At 36.0% G+C, this 17,194-nt stretch carries 15 protein-coding genes; 10 read left to right on the top strand and 5 right to left on the bottom strand.

Annotated features, from left to right (window positions below):
• Positions 1 to 39 precede the first annotated feature (39 nt).
• A complete protein-coding gene (locus tag GI584_RS16485) occupies positions 40 to 600 on the bottom strand; it encodes a TetR/AcrR family transcriptional regulator (protein WP_100359696.1) in 561 nt (186 codons plus the stop codon).
• A gap of 275 nt (positions 601 to 875) precedes the next feature.
• Between GI584_RS16485 and GI584_RS16480 the strand changes: the two genes are divergently transcribed.
• The 3 genes from GI584_RS16480 to GI584_RS16470 all read left to right on the top strand — a co-directional run bounded on the left by GI584_RS16480 (position 876) and on the right by GI584_RS16470 (position 5,916).
• Positions 876 to 2,822, top strand: coding sequence for an efflux RND transporter permease subunit (locus tag GI584_RS16480; RefSeq protein WP_153792994.1), 1,947 nt, complete (start codon positions 876 to 878; stop codon positions 2,820 to 2,822).
• A gap of 2 nt (positions 2,823 to 2,824) precedes the next feature.
• Complete coding sequence (locus GI584_RS16475) at positions 2,825 to 4,594, top strand: YhgE/Pip domain-containing protein (RefSeq protein ID WP_153791889.1); 1,770 nt, start codon at positions 2,825 to 2,827, stop codon at positions 4,592 to 4,594.
• A 329-nt stretch (positions 4,595 to 4,923) separates the two neighbouring features.
• A complete protein-coding gene (locus tag GI584_RS16470; RefSeq protein WP_153791888.1) occupies positions 4,924 to 5,916 on the top strand; it encodes an LLM class flavin-dependent oxidoreductase in 993 nt (330 codons plus the stop codon).
• 42 nt (positions 5,917 to 5,958) lie between these two features.
• On the opposite strand, the gene GI584_RS16465 is transcribed toward GI584_RS16470, so the two are convergent.
• Complete coding sequence (locus GI584_RS16465) at positions 5,959 to 6,519, bottom strand: hypothetical protein (RefSeq protein ID WP_153791887.1); 561 nt, start codon at positions 6,517 to 6,519, stop codon at positions 5,959 to 5,961.
• Positions 6,520 to 6,611: 92 nt separating this feature from the next.
• Between GI584_RS16465 and GI584_RS16460 the strand changes: the two genes are divergently transcribed.
• Positions 6,612 to 7,526, top strand: a complete 915-nt coding sequence (locus GI584_RS16460; RefSeq protein ID WP_100359701.1) for a phosphatidate cytidylyltransferase — start codon at positions 6,612 to 6,614, stop codon at positions 7,524 to 7,526.
• Between the two features lie 57 nt (positions 7,527 to 7,583).
• Here GI584_RS16460 and GI584_RS16455 read toward each other — a convergent pair whose 3' ends face one another.
• Entirely contained in the window at positions 7,584 to 7,865 is a 282-nt protein-coding gene (locus GI584_RS16455) for an HPr family phosphocarrier protein (RefSeq protein WP_100359702.1), read from the bottom strand.
• Between the two features lie 154 nt (positions 7,866 to 8,019).
• Here GI584_RS16455 and GI584_RS16450 point away from each other — a divergent pair, with 154 nt between their 5' ends.
• Complete coding sequence (locus GI584_RS16450) at positions 8,020 to 9,243, top strand: Bcr/CflA family efflux MFS transporter (RefSeq protein ID WP_228552263.1); 1,224 nt, start codon at positions 8,020 to 8,022, stop codon at positions 9,241 to 9,243.
• Between the two features lie 25 nt (positions 9,244 to 9,268).
• Here GI584_RS16450 and GI584_RS16445 read toward each other — a convergent pair whose 3' ends face one another.
• Entirely contained in the window at positions 9,269 to 9,736 is a 468-nt protein-coding gene (locus GI584_RS16445; RefSeq protein WP_100359703.1) for a nucleoside deaminase, read from the bottom strand.
• 275 nt (positions 9,737 to 10,011) lie between these two features.
• Here GI584_RS16445 and GI584_RS16440 point away from each other — a divergent pair, with 275 nt between their 5' ends.
• Together GI584_RS16440 and GI584_RS16435 are read left to right on the top strand one after the other, a co-directional pair.
• Positions 10,012 to 11,178: an HD-GYP domain-containing protein gene (locus tag GI584_RS16440; protein WP_153791886.1), complete on the top strand. Its 1,167-nt coding sequence runs from the start codon at positions 10,012 to 10,014 to the stop codon at positions 11,176 to 11,178.
• A 163-nt stretch (positions 11,179 to 11,341) separates the two neighbouring features.
• Complete coding sequence (locus GI584_RS16435; protein WP_194842018.1) at positions 11,342 to 12,535, top strand: PqqD family protein; 1,194 nt, start codon at positions 11,342 to 11,344, stop codon at positions 12,533 to 12,535.
• Positions 12,536 to 12,577: 42 nt separating this feature from the next.
• On the opposite strand, the gene GI584_RS16430 is transcribed toward GI584_RS16435, so the two are convergent.
• Positions 12,578 to 13,384, bottom strand: a complete 807-nt coding sequence (locus GI584_RS16430) for a VLRF1 family aeRF1-type release factor (RefSeq protein ID WP_153791884.1) — start codon at positions 13,382 to 13,384, stop codon at positions 12,578 to 12,580.
• A 230-nt stretch (positions 13,385 to 13,614) separates the two neighbouring features.
• Here GI584_RS16430 and GI584_RS16425 point away from each other — a divergent pair, with 230 nt between their 5' ends.
• The 3 genes from GI584_RS16425 to GI584_RS16415 all read left to right on the top strand — a co-directional run bounded on the left by GI584_RS16425 (position 13,615) and on the right by GI584_RS16415 (position 17,187).
• On the top strand, positions 13,615 to 14,271 hold the full coding sequence (locus tag GI584_RS16425) for an SOS response-associated peptidase (RefSeq protein ID WP_153791883.1): 657 nt from the start codon (positions 13,615 to 13,617) through the stop codon (positions 14,269 to 14,271).
• A gap of 228 nt (positions 14,272 to 14,499) precedes the next feature.
• Positions 14,500 to 14,802 (top strand): metal-sensing transcriptional repressor, encoded by a 303-nt coding sequence (locus GI584_RS16420; protein ID WP_100359708.1) that lies wholly within the window; start codon positions 14,500 to 14,502, stop codon positions 14,800 to 14,802.
• Between the two features lie 15 nt (positions 14,803 to 14,817).
• Positions 14,818 to 17,187: a heavy metal translocating P-type ATPase gene (locus GI584_RS16415; RefSeq protein WP_153791882.1), complete on the top strand. Its 2,370-nt coding sequence runs from the start codon at positions 14,818 to 14,820 to the stop codon at positions 17,185 to 17,187.
• Positions 17,188 to 17,194: the final 7 nt, after the last annotated feature.

Raw genomic sequence — 17,194 nt, 5'->3', positions numbered from 1 at the left:
TTTTCGCTTTTCTCAACCTCCACCGATGGAAGTCTTACTTTATAAATTCAAGGATCCTATACCTTTATTGGTAAATTGGCTTATCAGTTCAGCCATTTGTTTAGGAGATTGTGTATGGTTGTTGAGTAGCCAGTCTTTGATAACATGGATGGATCCCGAAACCATAAATGTGCTTAAGTAGGAAGCGGCATCTATGTTAGCTGTATGCGTCTTATTCATTAAACAATGCCTTGCTATATCCATCACTCTTTTTTCAAAGCTTGTCCCAGTATTATTTTCTAGTAATGCCTCAAAAATCTCTTTTCGTTCCTTGATATACTCCAACAATTTCTCCGTCATCTGGATCGACTCTTCTTCTTTGGCGAAACTGAATGCATTTAACGATTTATTCATTTCTTCAATAATTTCTTCTTCTATAGAGTAAAGTAAAGCAAGTACATCGGTAAAATGTGTGTAAAAGGTAGAACGGTTAATATCAGCACGAAAGCAGACTTCTTTTACGGTTATCGATGAAAAAGTTTTCTCGTTCATTAATTCGATCAAGCTGTCTTTCAAGACCATTCGCGTGTATTTTTTGCGGCGGTCTAATTTGTCACTCAATGAAAACACTCCTTACTTTGTGAACTTTTTGTTAATTTCCAACAAAAAGGTATAATATGTTGGAAATTAAACGCAATATCCAAAACTGTTTGTTGAATATCCAACACTGTGTCTATATAATATTAAAGTGGATTGAGGAATTTTGCAAGAGAGGATGAACAACGATTGATCTTTCAACAAAAATAATTAAACATAAAAAATCAATTGTAATCACTTTTATCGTGATTGCCTTAATTAGTGTTATCACGCAATTTGCGGTATCTGTGAATTATAATATGGTAGATTATTTACCAGATGACGCACCCTCAACAAATGCTATGGATACAATGGAAGATGAATTTGAAGCATCTGTCGCCAATTCACGGGTCTTGATTCATGATGTAACTGTGCAGGAAGCATTAGAATATAAAGATCAAATCGCAGCCATTGATGGTGTTAGTGATGTTACCTGGCTAGATGATGCCATTGATATCAAAACACCGATTGAAATAGCTGATAAGGATACAGTTGAATCTTACTACAAAGATCAAAATGCTTTGTTTTCTTTCCATATTCGGGAAGGTGATGAAGTAGAAGTTACCGATCAAATTTATGAATTAATTGGTGCAAATAATGCACTATCTGGAGAAGCAGTAGATACCGCATCGTCACAAAAAATGGCAGGGACAGAATCTGCTTATGCTGCATTACTGTTAGTGCCGATTATCATTATTATATTGATAGTGTCGACGAATTCCTGGATGGAGCCAGTTTTCTTCCTTACGGCAATAGGGGTATCCGTGCTGATCAACCTTGGAACCAATATATTCTTGGGAGAAGTATCATTTGTCACCCAGTCGGTTGCACCAATACTTCAGTTAGCGGTGTCGCTCGACTATGCGATCTTTTTGTTACATAGCTTTTCCGACTTTCGTAACAAAGGGGAAGAACCGACAAATGCAATGCGTCTGGCTATGAAGCGGTCATTCCCAGCTATCGCAGCAAGTGCATCGACAACCTTTTTCGGATTTACGGCACTCACATTTATGAATTTTGAAATTGGTGCTGATTTAGGGCTTAATTTAGTAAAAGGGATTCTGCTGAGCTTTATTAGTGTAATGATCTTTTTACCAGCATTAACGATTACCTTTTACAAATGGATTGATAGGACGCAACATAAACAGCTTATTCCGAACTTTAAAAATATCGGCAGACGTGTTGTAAAACTGAGAATACCAAGCTTAATTCTCGTACTGTTAATGATTGTTCCGGCTTTCTTGGCCCAAAGTAATACGAACTTTATTTATGGTGTTGGGGAACACCCAGATTCTACACGTATCGGTGTGGATGAACAAACGATTGAGGATGCGTTTGGCAAATATACTCCAATGGTTATACTTGTGCCAAAAGGAGACATTGCAAAAGAAGAAGAACTGGTACATGATCTAGAACAACTCGATCATGTGTCCAGTGTGCTAGCTTATGTGAATACAGTCAGTGCAGCGATTCCTCCTGAGTATTTAGACGAATCAGTAACAGAACAATTTTACTCAGAAAACTATTCACGGATTATTTTGCATACAAATGCGAATGCAGAGGGTGATGCTGCCTTTGACTTAATTGATGAAATAGAAGAAACGGCAGAAAGCTATTACGGAGAGGACATTCTTGCGTTAGGTGAAAGTGTAACGCTTTATGATATTAAGAACACAGTGGAAAAGGATAATGTAGTAGTTAATGTCCTTACTATTCTAGCGATTGCGGTTGTGTTATTGATCACCTTCCGCTCGATTTCGATGCCGATTGTTTTGCTGCTAACGATACAGGCAGCAGTGTGGTTTAACTTATCTGTACCATACTTTATGGATTCGTCCCTTGTGTATGTAGGTTATCTGATTATAAGCACGGTTCAGTTAGCAGCGACGGTAGATTATGCGATTCTTTTATCAGAAGCATATAACCTAAACCGCAAAGAGATGTCTGCACTAAAAGCGATTAAGAAAACATTGGATGAGAAAATCTTTTCAATTTTAATATCTGCTTCGATTTTATCAAGTGTAGGGTTTATATTATGGATGACTTCTACGAACCCAATTGTAGGATCGATCGGTTTGTTACTTGGTAGAGGAGCATTACTGGCATTTATATTGGTCGTATTTTTCTTGCCGGCCATGCTGTTAGTGTTTGATAAAGTAATTGAGAAGACAACATGGAAACCAAATTTTCACAAGGAGAGAGATTGATTATGAAAATAAAACGATTTTCATTATTGTTGATAGTGGGTTTACTTGCATTCTCTCCTTTTAACGTAGTAGCAGCCAGTTCTGCTGCTCCAAAGGATGAGGTGATCTATTCAACATTACAGTCAAATGGAGAAGAATTGGATATGTATGTGGTAAACAGCTTTGAAGTGGAAGGACCAGGAGAATTAGTCGACTACGGTGATTATACAAGTATTAAAAACTTGACTGATTTATCTGAGATAACAAAAGAGGATGATACCATTTCATTCACTGCTTCGGAAGATTCCTTTTACTATCAAGGTAATCTGGAGAACAACCCATTACCGTGGGAGTTTGATATCAGTTACCAGCTTGATGGTGAAGAAATGACTCCGGAGGAAATGCTCGGACAAGATGGTCATCTTCAGATTGGGATGGAAACTTCTGCAAATGAAGAAGTTAATCCTATCTTTTTTGAAAATTATTTATTACAAATCTCTCTTACTTTAGATACGGAACGATATCAGGAAATTGAGGCAGAAGACGGAACCATCGCAAATGCCGGGAAAGATAAGCAAGTCACATTTACGGTGATGCCGGAGAAAGAGGAAAGTTTTCTGTTGGAAGCAGATGTAACAGATTTTGAACTCAAAGGTATCGAGATATCGGCTGTTCCTTCCTCCATGTCCATTGATTCACCGGAAGTTGATGATGTAACAGAGGATTTCGAAACATTATCAGATGCTACGACAGAAATTGATGACGGAGTAGGCGAATTAGCGGACGGAATTTCAGAATTGAATAGCGGTGTATCAAGTCTGAAAAATGGTTCCAGTGATTATCAAGATGGCATCACACAAATAAGTAATGGATCAGCTGATTTGATCAGTGGTAGTGAATCCATTGATCAGGCATTGGTAACGATGAAAGATTCAATCGATCAAGACGTTGAAACGGGAGACTTTAGTGCATTGCAGGAAGGCCTCGAACAAATTGCTCGCGGCTTAAGAGAAGCGAGCAACGGATTAACGACATTGCAGGAAAATTATACGCAAGCCTATGATGCGCTGGATGAATCGATAAATGCTATTCCGTCATACGATATTTCAGAAGAAGAGATTCAGGCATTATATCAAAGTGGAGCTGAGTCTGAAGTGGTAGACAAATTAGTTGAAACGTATGAGGCAGCTCTTACTGCAAAAGGTACTTATGATCAAGTCAGCGAAGCTTTTGCAGCAGTTGCACCAACTTTAGATGAAGTAAGCAGTTCACAAACGGACATGGCAACTTCACTGGAAACAATGGCTGAACAAATCGCAGCAGCAAGTGAAGGAATGGATATTCAGGAAGGCTTAAAAGAATTACAAGAAGGATTAGCTACTCTTTCTGATAATTATAAAGAATTTCATGCTGGACTTGAGGAATATACAAATGGTGTTGATGAACTGTCCAATGCCTATCAAGACCTTCATAATGGCATTGTCGAATTGGAAGATGGTACTTCTTCATTGGAAAATGGTGTAGGAGAATTACATGATGGAACAACAGAATTGGCTGATTCAACTAGTGATTTACCGGACCAAATGCAGGATGAAATAGATGAGATGATCAATGATTACGATAAGTCAGATTTTGATGCAGTATCATTTGTTTCCGACAAAAATGAAAATGTGCAATCCGTTCAATTTGTAATTAAAACGGAAAGTATTACGCAAGATGAAGAAGATGATGAGGAAGAAGAGACAGAAGAGGAGAAAAGCTTCTGGGATCGATTATTAGACCTATTTAGATAAATAATTTTGATGGTATACCTGTCTGTTTGGTATGCTATCTTTTTTTAGCGCGGCACAGATCAAGCATGAGGCGAATAAATGGACATCTATTCCGTTATTTTAGTTAAAATAATGATTTTTGAAGTTTGCGGACATCTGTTCCGTTATTAATTAAAAATCATGTTAGTTTTCTAATGAAATGGCTAAATAGAGGAATAAATGTCCATCTACACTATAAAAAGACTACTTTTTAAGAAAATAAGGAATTAAATGTCCGTAGAGGAAGGATAAGCTTTTTAGTTTTCAATTCACTACGAAAAAATTACACTAAAGGAAAGGAGCGAAGAATGATGAAATTAAGTGTATTAGATCAAGCGCCAATTTCAAGAGGAGATACTCCAGAACAAACACTGGCAAATTCATTGGAACTTGCGCAATGGACGGAGCAGCTTGGGTACAATCGTTATTGGGTAGCAGAGCATCATAATACCAATGGATTGGCAAGCTCCTCACCAGAAATTATGATAACAAGAATTGCTTCTGTGACCACCAAGATCAAGGTGGGTTCTGGAGGTGTGTTATTACCGCAGTATAGTCCATATAAAATAGCTGAAGACTTCAAAACACTAGCAGGATTCTTTCCTGAGCGGATTGATTTAGGTGTAGGCCGATCTCCAGGTGGTTCACAATTAACACGATCTGCCCTCACTGATCATCAAAACAAAAGCTTGAGTGACTTTCCACGTCAGCTTATCGATTTACAGGGGTTTTTACATAATTCACTGCCCAGAGAACATGAATTTCGTTTGGTAAAAGCGGGTCCCCGAGTGGAAAAAGTGCCACCGATATGGGTATTGGGTTTGTCAGAGCGCGGCGGAACAAATGCAGCGGAACTTGGAGTCGGATTTGTCTTCGGTCATTTTATCAACCCTGCTAATGGTGAAAAAATAATGCAGACATATCGCGAGAAATTTAAGCCTTCTGTGTCAATGGACCAGCCTAAAACGATGGTCTGTATTTTTGTCATCTGTGCCGAAACAGAAGAAGAGGCAGAAGAATTAGCATTAACACAAGATAAATGGCTACTTAGTGTAGGAAAAGGTGCAGACACGAAAGTGCCATCGATAGAAGAAGTCCGAAAGAAACCTTTTACGCAAGAAGAACTGGATATGATGAAGAAAAACAGAGAGCGTTGTATTATCGGAACACCATCCAAAATAAAACAGGAGCTTACTCGCCTACAACATATGTATCAAACAGAGGAATTTATGCTTATCACCAATATTCACGACTTTGAAGCAAAAAAGAGGTCCTATCAGCTGATAGCAGAAGCGATACTGTAACCTAAAAGAGAAAGTGATGAAATACACCACTTTCTCAAGCTATTAAGTCTTAACTAGGTTTTGCTTAATTGGACCATAGGCAAATAATTTTCCTTCGTATATTAATTCCATCCGATCATTCTTCCTGAAATCATCAGGTGTTACCATGGCGGGAAGTTTATCCCACAATTTAATACCAGAACGATAAAGGATATCTGCAACAAATTGCGAACAAAAATAGGAGTTACTGAATTCGACTGGTTCTTTTAATGAAACCCCAATCACTCCCAATATATTGTAGAGGAACTTATTATTGTTCTTAATAAATACTTCTATTATCCTTTTCATTTTTTCGACTTCACGTTTTGTTACTTGCAGACGATAGATGACACAAGTAGTATTACGATATTTACTATAGGTGCCCGTCAAGATATCTTCTTTCACAAACCCACCATTCAAAGGGTTTTTTGGATTCTTTCTGCCAAAGCTATACATCTCTTTCAGTTCCGGGTCAAAAGCAAGAGAAGCATGGTTATATGGTGCCTTTGTATATGTTTTGATAACGTTCGTAAATAAAGTACCCGTATCGGATAACATAATATAAACATATTTCACTTCACTCATATTTATCACCAACTATAAATAATTCTACACTTTTCATTATAACGTATTTACTGTAAAATGAATGCAGTTTTTTAAAAGATTGGGTGAGAATCATGAGGGAAACGATTTGGACTTTATCTATTATCTTTTTTATTTTGTTAAGCATAACAATAGTTTTTAAGATTATTACAAGACTACAATCAGAGAAGGATTTTACTACGATACAACTCCGTGTGAAGACATGGTGGGGAATGTTCATAATCTTCTGTTTTGCTACATTATTTAATACGACCGTTTCATTAATCGCCATCATGGTATTATGTTATTTCGCATTGAGGGAATATTTCTCGATGATGAAAACAAGAAAGTCAGATAGACGGATTTTTTTATGGGCTTATGTAATGATTCCCTTACAATTTTACTGGATTTACATTGGCTGGTACGGTATGTTCATTGTGTTCATTCCTGTCTATGTTTTCTTATTTTTACCCCTACCACGTATTATTGGCAAAGGTACTGTGGGCTTTTTGCGATCGGTTAGCTTTACCCAGTGGGGGTTAATACTGATGGTATTCGGTTTAAGTCATTTAGCCTACTTCCCGGTTGCGACTCCGGAATTCGGAGCAAACCTTGTATTGTATTTGATTATTCTAACTCAGGTCAATGATGTCATCCAATTTGTGATTTCCCTCTATTTCGGCAAACGGAAAGTTGCACCAACAGCAAATCCATATATTACATGGGAAGGATTTATTGGAGCAGTTGTTACGACAACAGTTATATCCTATTTCATTTATCCATTATTAACACCGTTAGATGTTACATTTGGTATTGTATCAGGTATTTTAATCAGTGTTTCTGGATACTTTGGAAGTTTGACCATATCAGTATTAAAGCGGGATCTCTTAATAGGAAACAAAGATACCTTAGAGCGGTTTAAGGATCGTTATCTTAATCGAATTGATAGTTTAACCTATACGGCACCAGTATTTTTTCACGTGATCCGGTACTTTTTTGATTTTATGTAAAGAAGTAAACCATGGAGAATTCATCTTTCTCCACGGTTTAACGGATTTAAGTATTGATTAATTGGCAAAAATATATACCTCTCGATAAATACATTCCGTTAGTTCATCCAATGCTTCCTGAGCATTTTCTCCTTCCACAATTAACTGAATCTTAGATTTCGGTGTTATTGTTAATGATAGGGAAACAAGATTTGCCAAGTTTTCGAGAGTAATAGTTTTATGATTTAAAAGTAGGTATATATCACCGTGATAATTTTTTTGATATGTGTGTAAAGCTAGCAGCTGATTGATAGTTAACCGTTCATGCAGATGAATTTCTTTTGATAAAAATTTCTTCATGTTATCTCCTCCATTTTAAGGTTATTTATCAATAACACGTTTTCGTTAAGCTGAAACGCTATCTTTATTTAAGAATTAATAACAAATATTACAAATAATTTACGTAAGCTAAATGTCAATTACTATAACTCCTTCATAAATTCTTATATAATAAGTGAAGGGAGGGATTATCATCGAACAGAAGTTACATAATCCAACAGGAAAACAACGAATCGGCTTAGCATTTTTGCTTGCTATGTTGGCAATGTTAGGGCCGTTCAATATTGATATGTATTTACCAAGTTTCCCTCAAATAGCAAATGATTTAGATGCACGTGCATCGCTTGTTCAATTAAGTTTAACTGCCTGTTTATTAGGTTTAGCTTTTGGGCAGTTAGTAATTGGACCAATCAGTGATGCAATAGGAAGAAGAAAACCGATTTTAATTTTCATTTCGTTATTTGCGTTCTTTTCATTGGTATGTGCATTAGCACCTAATATCGTAATATTAGTTTTGGCCAGGTTTTTACAAGGGTTTACCGCTTCGGCTGGTGTTGTATTATCTAGAGCAGTAGTGCGAGATGTATTCGATGGGAAAGCATTAACCAAATTTTTTGCTTTGCTAATGGTTATTAATGCAACAGCACCAATGATTGCTCCAATTTCAGGTGGTGCTGTATTATTATTACCTTTTGCAACTTGGCATACTATTTTTATCTTTTTATTTCTACTAGGTATTGTGATGGTAACAATTAGTGCATTCAAGTTGCCGGAAACTTTACCAGAACAAAATCGAAGACCAGGTTCTATTACGAATTCATTAAAAACAATGGCATATTTATTGAAAGACCGGTCATTTATTGGGTATGCGATTGTTGTTTGTTTTGTTCAAGGCGGAACATTTGCTTATGTAGCAGGAACACCATTCGTGTATCAGGAGCTATATCATGTGTCACCTCAAGTATTTAGTATTCTTTTTGGTATCAATGGAGTGGCGATTATTTTTGGTAGTTTTCTGGTCGGTCGACTGAGTAGCCATTTTTCAGAAAGAAGTTTGCTGAGAACAGGTGTTATTATGTCTCTATCAGCAAACACGATATTATTATTAGCGACAGTTTTCCATTGGCCGCTATATATGCTAGTTATTCCATTATTTATTCATTTAAATGCAGTTGGGATTATCTTAACTAGCAGTTTTTCACTTGCTATGGAGAAACAAAAAGAACGTGCGGGGACAGCGAGTGCATTACTAGGTATGCTGCCTTTGCTCATGGGGGCAATAGTTGCTCCAATTGTAGGGTTGGATGAAACAACTGCTGTTCCAATGGGAGCAGTACTTTTTATTAACTCTCTTATCGGGGCTATTATTTTCTTTACATTAACCAAGCAAAAAGGATGAGTTGAAGATTCAACTCATCCTTTTTCTAGTATTCTACTTTATCCGTAGTTTCTTCCCATAATGGGAAAGGTAATTTATCACTACTAAGATCTAGTTTCTTCATTATTAAATTTCTTTCTTCGACATTCAAAGCGATTTGATCATATATATATTGATCATCAAATCCAACTTTAGCAGCTTCTTCTCTTGTATTAAAATAATAAACTGCTTTAGGACGAGCCCAATAAATCGCACCTAGACACATCGGACATGGTTCACAGCTTGTATAAATTTCACAATTTGTTAGTTGGTAATCATTCAGGTTTTGACAAGCATCTCGTATGGCACAGATTTCCGCATGTGCAGAAGGATCATTAGTCGTTGTGACTACATTGGTTCCTTTACCTACCACCTTACCCTCTTTAACAATCACAGCACCAAAGGGGCCACCATTATTATTTACTATATTCTCATAAGCAATTTCTAAAGCATATTTCATAAATTCTTCCTTCATTTGACTGCCTCCTTACATTCTATAAAGTATTTTATAGTAGAAACACTAAAAATATGATTCGTTTGTGATATTTTTTTACATAAAAATATATGAAACAATCTCTTGTGTTACTATAGTAATATGATGAAAGACTTAATAAATATTGGATTTATTTACAGGTCTCGACAAATAGCTTATACTTTAAACAGAATATATAAATTTATTTAAAATAGCACAGGAAAATTGTAGAAATGTTGTTCTTTATATAGTATAATATGTTTAGAAAGGATATAGAAATGAAAACTACACATAGATATGCAAATCTATTACATGAAGAAAAAAGAACAACGGTATGGTTTTTGTGGTTGATTTACGTTATTTACTTTGGATTTGAAATAGTTTATTATTTCGTATTACCATCAGTGCCATGGCAATATGAGTCAGGTGCGGATCAGAGTAACTTGCCTTACATCAAGTATATTGTCGTTTTTGCACTACTACCTATTGTCTATTATTATCTAAAAAAAGGAAAACCATCTCCAATCAAATATATATTTTTTGTCACAGTAACATTTTCAGAAATTATTTTAGATACTCTCATTTATTATGGAAGTGAACAATCATATGCAAGTGGAAATATCATTGAACTAATAATGATCATGTTTTCACCGATATTTGTTAGCAAACGTTTCTTTTATTTAGTGTCGTTAGGTACAATTTTCAAATACCTAATAATAGGATTAATTTTATCAGATGAAATTGTGGTAATACCTTTGGTTCTAGTTAGCGTATTGTCCATTGTCGCTTGTATTCTTTTATATCGTTTCCTTGGCTATGTCAGAGCTATTCAAAGTTCTTATGACAAGCAGATGGAGGGGATTGTAAAGGGTGTTATCACAACGTTAGAATTAAAGGATCCATATACTCGAGGCCATAGTGAAAGGGTTGCAGATTATGCAAAGTCGTTAGCGAAGGCTACCGGCAAGTTTAATGAGGAAGAATTGAAGGGTTTCTATTATTCCTGTTTACTCCATGATATAGGGAAAATACATATACCTGATTCGATTCTAACAAAACCAGGTAAGCTAACGGATAAAGAATTTGAGATAATTAAAACACATCCTTCTGTAGGGGCACAAGCTATTGCAGAGGTTGAGGGAATTGCAGAAAATATTAATGTGATAAAGCATCACCATGAAAGATGGGATGGTAAAGGTTATCCAGATGGTTTAAAAGAGAACCAAATTGACTATCTGGCAAGGGTGATATCAATTGCAGATGCGTTTGATGCAATAACTTCTTCAAGGTCTTATCGTGCTGCACTACCCATAGAAAAGGCTTATGAGATTATAATAAACGAAAGTGGAACACAATTTGATCCTGATTTAATTACCATTTTCCAAAAGGTCTTTCCTAAATGGGTGGAATATCATAACAGGTATCATGAATTACCAGATAAATGAAGTATACAAAGAGAGGGGGTATAACCATGAAGGTGAAAAAATTAAACAAATTACATGCTACTAGTTGTTGGTGGTGCATTTATGCATAAGGTGATGGTTGGTAGTTTTGATGGGATGCTAGTTTAATAGCATCCTCTTTTCTTTTAGAAGCTATATACAGGAGGTGACAACAATAGAACTGAACCTAGAATCTAAAGTGATTTTACAACCTTTAAAAATCAGAAAAGACAAGACACATTATATCGTTGAAAAAGAGGAAACTGGTGAATTTTTTGAAATGCCGGAAATTTGCATAGAGGCAATCAAGAAAATTAATAATCGTGAATCATTGGCAACTATTGAAGAACAATTGATTGAAAATTACAAAGAAGAAGAGGTTGATTTATTAGATTTTCTACAACAGTTAATCGATTTAGGACTTGTAAAAGAGGTCGACGGCAAGGAAATAATCACTTATACAAAGGATCAATCAACAACAGGTTTTACTAGCATTTCACCTACTTTCGCCGCATTACTTTTTAATCGGTTGACCATCCCATTATTCATTATCCTTATTATAGCCAATTTCGGTATCTTTGCTTTCTACACTGATTTGTTACCAACTTATACAGACATATTTATATTCGATTCCATGGTATTCAACATTTTGACTTATATGATGTTATCATTAATTTTAATCATTTTGCATGAATTTGGTCATATTTTAGCTATAAGATCCTTCGATTTACCGGCAAATGTTCAAATAGGGAATCGTTTGTTTTTGGTCGTTGCCGAAACGGACTTAACGGCTGCTTGGAAGCTCCCCTCCAAACAAAGGAATCGTTTGTTTTTAGGTGGTATGTTCATTGACCAGCTTATTCTAATTACCGTGTTAATAGTCAAATTGTCAGTATCTATTGATCATTTCGTTATTAATGGAATATTATCCTTAGTGGTTCTTGATATATTTGTTAAAACAATATATCAATGCTGCTTTTATATGAAAACAGATTTATATTATCTATTTGAAAATATAACAGGATGTTACAATTTAATGGAGAACGGAAAAAATCACTTGGCAAAATGGGTGCCATTTATCAAGGTGGATAATACCACCACTATTTTTGAAGAGGAAGAAAAAATAGTTAAATTGTATGGTGTATTTTCCTTCATAGGCGTCTTATTAACGATGTGTTTATTCATTATATATTTTATTCCCCAAACGATTTACTTAATGGTAAATACACTACCACACTTAATGAATCCATCCGGCAATCCATACTTCTGGGATGCACTTGTAATTGTTGCTCAATTCGTTTTAATAATTAGTTTACTGATTTACTCCATTAGAAAAAAGAGAAAATCTGCTTCCGCTTAGGTTTTGCAAGCAAAAAAAATCGAGCTATAGTAGCTCGATTTTTTAGCTGAAAACAGCCTCATTGATTACTTTCTTTTTTTCATGTTCTAACATGTTCTTAGGAACCACTTTAGCTATTTCTTTATTCATATTCTCAGACAGATCTTCCGCTTCTTCTTTATGACCAACTATTATAATCTTTTTCCAGCCTTTATCTTTAGCTAATTTGTCAAGAGTCGTAGCAATACTTTTATACCAACGAAAACGGTTTGCTTCAAAACGTGCTTCATATTGTTCTTGTTTAGTATTTTTTCCGCCAGATCCCATTGATGGCTGAGCTCGATGTGGTCCGGTATGTTCACGCCAATCTTCAGTATCAAGGTCTAATTCATACAATCTAGTATCTTTTAAGTTTCCGAGTTCGGTGTCCAATATTTTGATAGATTCTTTCTGTGTAAGGATAATGCCTGTTTCCGGGAACTGGTGAAGCATTTCTTTAATCTGATCTAATTTTGGCGTTTCTTCCCAACTAAATTCTGTTTCAACAGGCATTTGAAATTTCTCAGCAAACCAAATCGATTGATCGCCTGTTGCAAATATGACTACGCTTTTGGCCAAAGTTTGTTCATTCTCATGCATATACTTTTCAACCATTTCTTTTACGGCACAATAATTTCGCTGTTCATCACTATCTCCGTCTTTCTGCAAATAATTTTCAAAGCTATTCAAACCATTTTTCAAATGCAGCTTCCATTTGCCACCTTGTTGTTCAGGATCGGCTGGATCTGTGTTTAAATACATACTAAATACACGTTGAGGTTTTTCTAAATAAACATTTTCTAATTTTTTGATTTCTTTATTGATATTCATTAAGTGTTACACGCACCTTTCTTTGTATGATCATTTCTAGTTATTCTCTAACCGTTGTGAGTATGATTAAACATTAATTTTCTTATTTGAGCATTAATACCTAACTGAACAGTAAAAATTAATAATTGCCATCAAAAATAGTATAATAACTTTAATAGTATTTCCCAGGAAATGCTTGAGAAACAATTTGTGCAGGGGTAATGACCCATTTTTCAAAAGAGGTGATCAAAATGTGTGGTAGGTTTACCTTAGATACATCAATAGAGGTGCTCGAAAGTGAGTTGGGTATTGCATTAACGGAAATTGAACCGAGTTATAATATAGCACCTACGCAACAAGTGCTTTCTATTGTAGGAACCGAAGAAGGGAGGAAAGGCGGATATCTTCAATGGGGCTTAGTACCAAGCTGGGCTGAAGACCCAAAAATAGGAAACAAGATGATTAATGCCAGAAGTGAAACAGTTGATGAAAAGCCATCCTTCAAGCGATTATTGTCGCGTAGAAGATGTTTAATTGTGGCAGATAGTTTTTATGAATGGAAACGAAAAGAGGGAGATAAGCAACCATATCGAATTACTATTAACGATGGTCGCTTATTTACATTTGCAGGATTGTGGGATCGGTGGAAAAAGGGAGACCAAGAGCTCGTCACATGTACGATTTTAACAACGAAACCAAACAACCTAATGCAATCGATACATGATCGAATGCCTGTTATTTTACAAGGTAAAGATCAGGATAACTGGATCGATTCAACAATTGTTGATAAACCATTCTTAAAAAGTCTCCTCGTACCGCTAGATTCTTCTTTGATGAAAGCCTACCCTGTTTCCAAAAAAGTAAATAACCCGATTAATAATGATAAAACATTAATAGAACCTGTTTAGGATGTACAAAATAATGTACATTCTTTTTTTATTGTGAAAAAGTAAAGCCTGAGCAGCATAATGGAAATCAATGAGAAAAATTTTGAAGATATTAAGCTAAGTATACGTAGGACTAGGGTTTCGTTATAAGGGATTGGCGATAAGCTAAATTTTCAAAACAAATTTGTTGACTTAATATACGTAAGGGGGGTATAGTATAATTAAAGATATCGAAAGGATGTGATTATTTTGAAAGATTCCCTGCACCAACATCCAAGTAAACCACGATCGAAAGCTGAAATTCAAGCAACTGTTAATCGTTTAAAACGTATAGAAGGCCAAGTTCGAGGTATACAAAAAATGATTGAAGAAGACCGTTATTGTGTAGATGTCCTCGTGCAAATAAGTGCCATTAATGCTGCACTAAAAAAAGTAGGTTATTCCATAACTGAGAGACATATCAAACATTGTGTCAGTGACGCTATTCTCTCAGGGGATGGAGATGAAACAATTGAAGAGCTGATGGAAGTGATGAAACAATTCTCCAAATAAAGGGGGTACTTATAAATGAGTGACAACAAAAAAGTAACATTAGGCATTACAGGAATGACATGTGCTGCCTGCTCGAATCGAATTGAAAAAGTACTGAACAAAATGGAAGGTGTCGATGCACAAGTTAATTTAACAACAGAAAAAGCAAGTGTTTCTTTTGATCCGGAAAATGTAAAAGTGGAGGACGTTCAAGCCAAAATCGAAAAGTTAGGGTACGGGGTTCAGACAGAACGGATCGATTTTGATGTGTATGGGATGACATGTGCCGCTTGTTCGAATCGAATTGAAAAAGTATTAAACAAACAAGCCGGGATTCAGAAAGCGACGGTTAATCTGGCGACAGAGAGTGCTTCTGTTGAATACAATCCTTCTTTTGTTGAAGAAGCAGATATGATTAGTCGTATACAGAAACTTGGGTATGATGCAAAACGAAAGGCTGATAATCAAGAACAAGATTCACAAAAAGAAAAACAACTTCAAAAAATGAAGCAAAAGCTAATTATTTCCGTTATATTGACTTTGCCGCTTTTCGCAACAATGCTCGTACATTTGTTTAATGTAAGTATACCTGGTATATTCATGAATCCATGGTTCCAATTTGCATTGGCTACACCTGTTCAATTCATTATTGGTTGGCAGTTCTACCGAGGCGCTTATAAGAACCTAAGAAACAAAACAGCGAACATGGATGTATTAGTTGCTTTAGGCACTAGTGCTGCTTACTTTTATAGTGTTTATGAAATGCTTATGAGTAGCATGCCTCATTTATATTTTGAGACAAGTGCTGTAATCATAACACTGATCCTTTTTGGCAAATATTTAGAAGTTGCTGCCAAAAGTAAAACCACCATGGCGATTTCGAAATTACTTCATTTACAAGCAAAAGAAGCAAGAGTGATTCGTGACAACGAAGAAGTAATGATTCCAATCGAACAAGTAGAAGTTGGTGAGCAATTAATTGTAAAACCTGGTGAAAAAATACCTGTCGATGGTATAGTCATTGACGGTCAGACTGCAGTAGATGAATCAATGATAACAGGGGAGTCGATTCCGATTGAGAAAACAACCGAAGATACCGTTATCGGGTCAACGATGAATAAAAATGGTTCGATAACAATGGAAGCGACCAAGGTGGGGAAAGATACTGCATTAGCATCGATTATTAAAGTTGTAGAGGACGCTCAAGGTTCAAAAGCACCAATCCAACGTTTGGCTGATGTTATTTCGGGTTACTTCGTGCAGATAGTGGTAGGCATTGCGATCATCACTTTTCTCATTTGGATTACACTTGTATCACCAGGAAATATAGAAACATCGTTAGTAGCTACAATAGCGGTGTTAGTGATCGCTTGTCCATGTGCATTAGGACTCGCTACGCCGACCTCGATCATGGTTGGAACAGGAAAAGCAGCAGAATCAGGTATTCTTTTTAAAGGTGGGGAGCACCTGGAAAAGACTCATCAGCTTGATGCAATTATCTTTGACAAAACAGGTACATTAACAAAAGGAAAACCGGAAGTGACGGATTTTAGTGGAGATGAGGATACTTTGCAATTGCTTGCCAGTGCAGAAAAGGGTTCCGAACATCCTTTAGCAGAAGCAATTGTTACGTATGCTGAAGAGAAACAACTCCAATTAGATAAAGTTGAAGCATTCGAAGCAATACCTGGGCATGGTATCATAGTAAAAGTGAATGGAAAAATTCTTATAGTTGGTAATCGGAAGTTACTTCAAGATAACGGTATTGCTACAAGCGAAAAGGAAGAATTATTAAATAGTTATGAACAACAGGGAAAAACTGCCATGTTAATTGCCGTTGATGGAAAACTTAATGGTGTAATCGCTGTTGCAGATACAATAAAACCTTCTGCTACTGAGGCAGTCCAGCAATTAAAAGCACAAGGTTTAGAAGTGATCATGCTAACTGGTGATAATCAAACGACTGCTCAAGCAATTGCAAATCAAGTTGGTATTGATCAAGTTTTTGCAGAAGTATTGCCAGAACAAAAAGCGGAAAAAGTAAAAGAAGTTCAGTTACAAGGTAAAACTGTTGCAATGGTAGGTGATGGTATTAATGATGCACCTGCATTAGCCATTTCAGATATCGGAATCGCAATTGGAACTGGTACAGAAGTGGCTATTGAAGCAGCTGATGTAACGATATTAGGTGGCGAATTGCTATTGATTCCAAAAGCTATTAAACTAAGTCATGCAACCATTCGTAATATTCGCCAAAACCTATTCTGGGCATTTGCCTATAATAGCGCTGGTATACCGATTGCGGCTGCTGGATTATTAGCACCTTGGATTGCTGGTGCAGCAATGGCATTTAGTTCTGTAAGTGTGGTGACAAATTCTCTTCGATTGAAGAGAGTAAAAATATAAGAAATGA

This window comes from Gracilibacillus salitolerans, assembly GCF_009650095.1.
GTDB classification, from domain to species: domain Bacteria; phylum Bacillota; class Bacilli; order Bacillales; family Amphibacillaceae; genus Gracilibacillus; species Gracilibacillus salitolerans.
The sequence above is the reverse complement of the archived record's forward strand: the minus strand, read 5'-3'. Positions and strand labels throughout refer to the sequence as shown.

Coding starts and splice junctions, on each gene's coding strand:
- GI584_RS16440 (WP_153791886.1), top strand. CDS start 10,012: ATGAAAACTACACATAGATATGCAAATCTATTACATGAAGAAAAAAGA.
- GI584_RS16415 (WP_153791882.1), top strand. CDS start 14,818: ATGAGTGACAACAAAAAAGTAACATTAGGCATTACAGGAATGACATGT.
- GI584_RS16470 (WP_153791888.1), top strand. CDS start 4,924: ATGAAATTAAGTGTATTAGATCAAGCGCCAATTTCAAGAGGAGATACT.
- GI584_RS16475 (WP_153791889.1), top strand. CDS start 2,825: ATGAAAATAAAACGATTTTCATTATTGTTGATAGTGGGTTTACTTGCA.
- GI584_RS16465 (WP_153791887.1), bottom strand. CDS start 6,519: ATGAGTGAAGTGAAATATGTTTATATTATGTTATCCGATACGGGTACT.
- GI584_RS16455 (WP_100359702.1), bottom strand. CDS start 7,865: ATGAAGAAATTTTTATCAAAAGAAATTCATCTGCATGAACGGTTAACT.
- GI584_RS16460 (WP_100359701.1), top strand. CDS start 6,612: ATGAGGGAAACGATTTGGACTTTATCTATTATCTTTTTTATTTTGTTA.
- GI584_RS16430 (WP_153791884.1), bottom strand. CDS start 13,384: ATGAATATCAATAAAGAAATCAAAAAATTAGAAAATGTTTATTTAGAA.
- GI584_RS16445 (WP_100359703.1), bottom strand. CDS start 9,736: ATGAAGGAAGAATTTATGAAATATGCTTTAGAAATTGCTTATGAGAAT.
- GI584_RS16480 (WP_153792994.1), top strand. CDS start 876: ATGGTAGATTATTTACCAGATGACGCACCCTCAACAAATGCTATGGAT.
- GI584_RS16425 (WP_153791883.1), top strand. CDS start 13,615: ATGTGTGGTAGGTTTACCTTAGATACATCAATAGAGGTGCTCGAAAGT.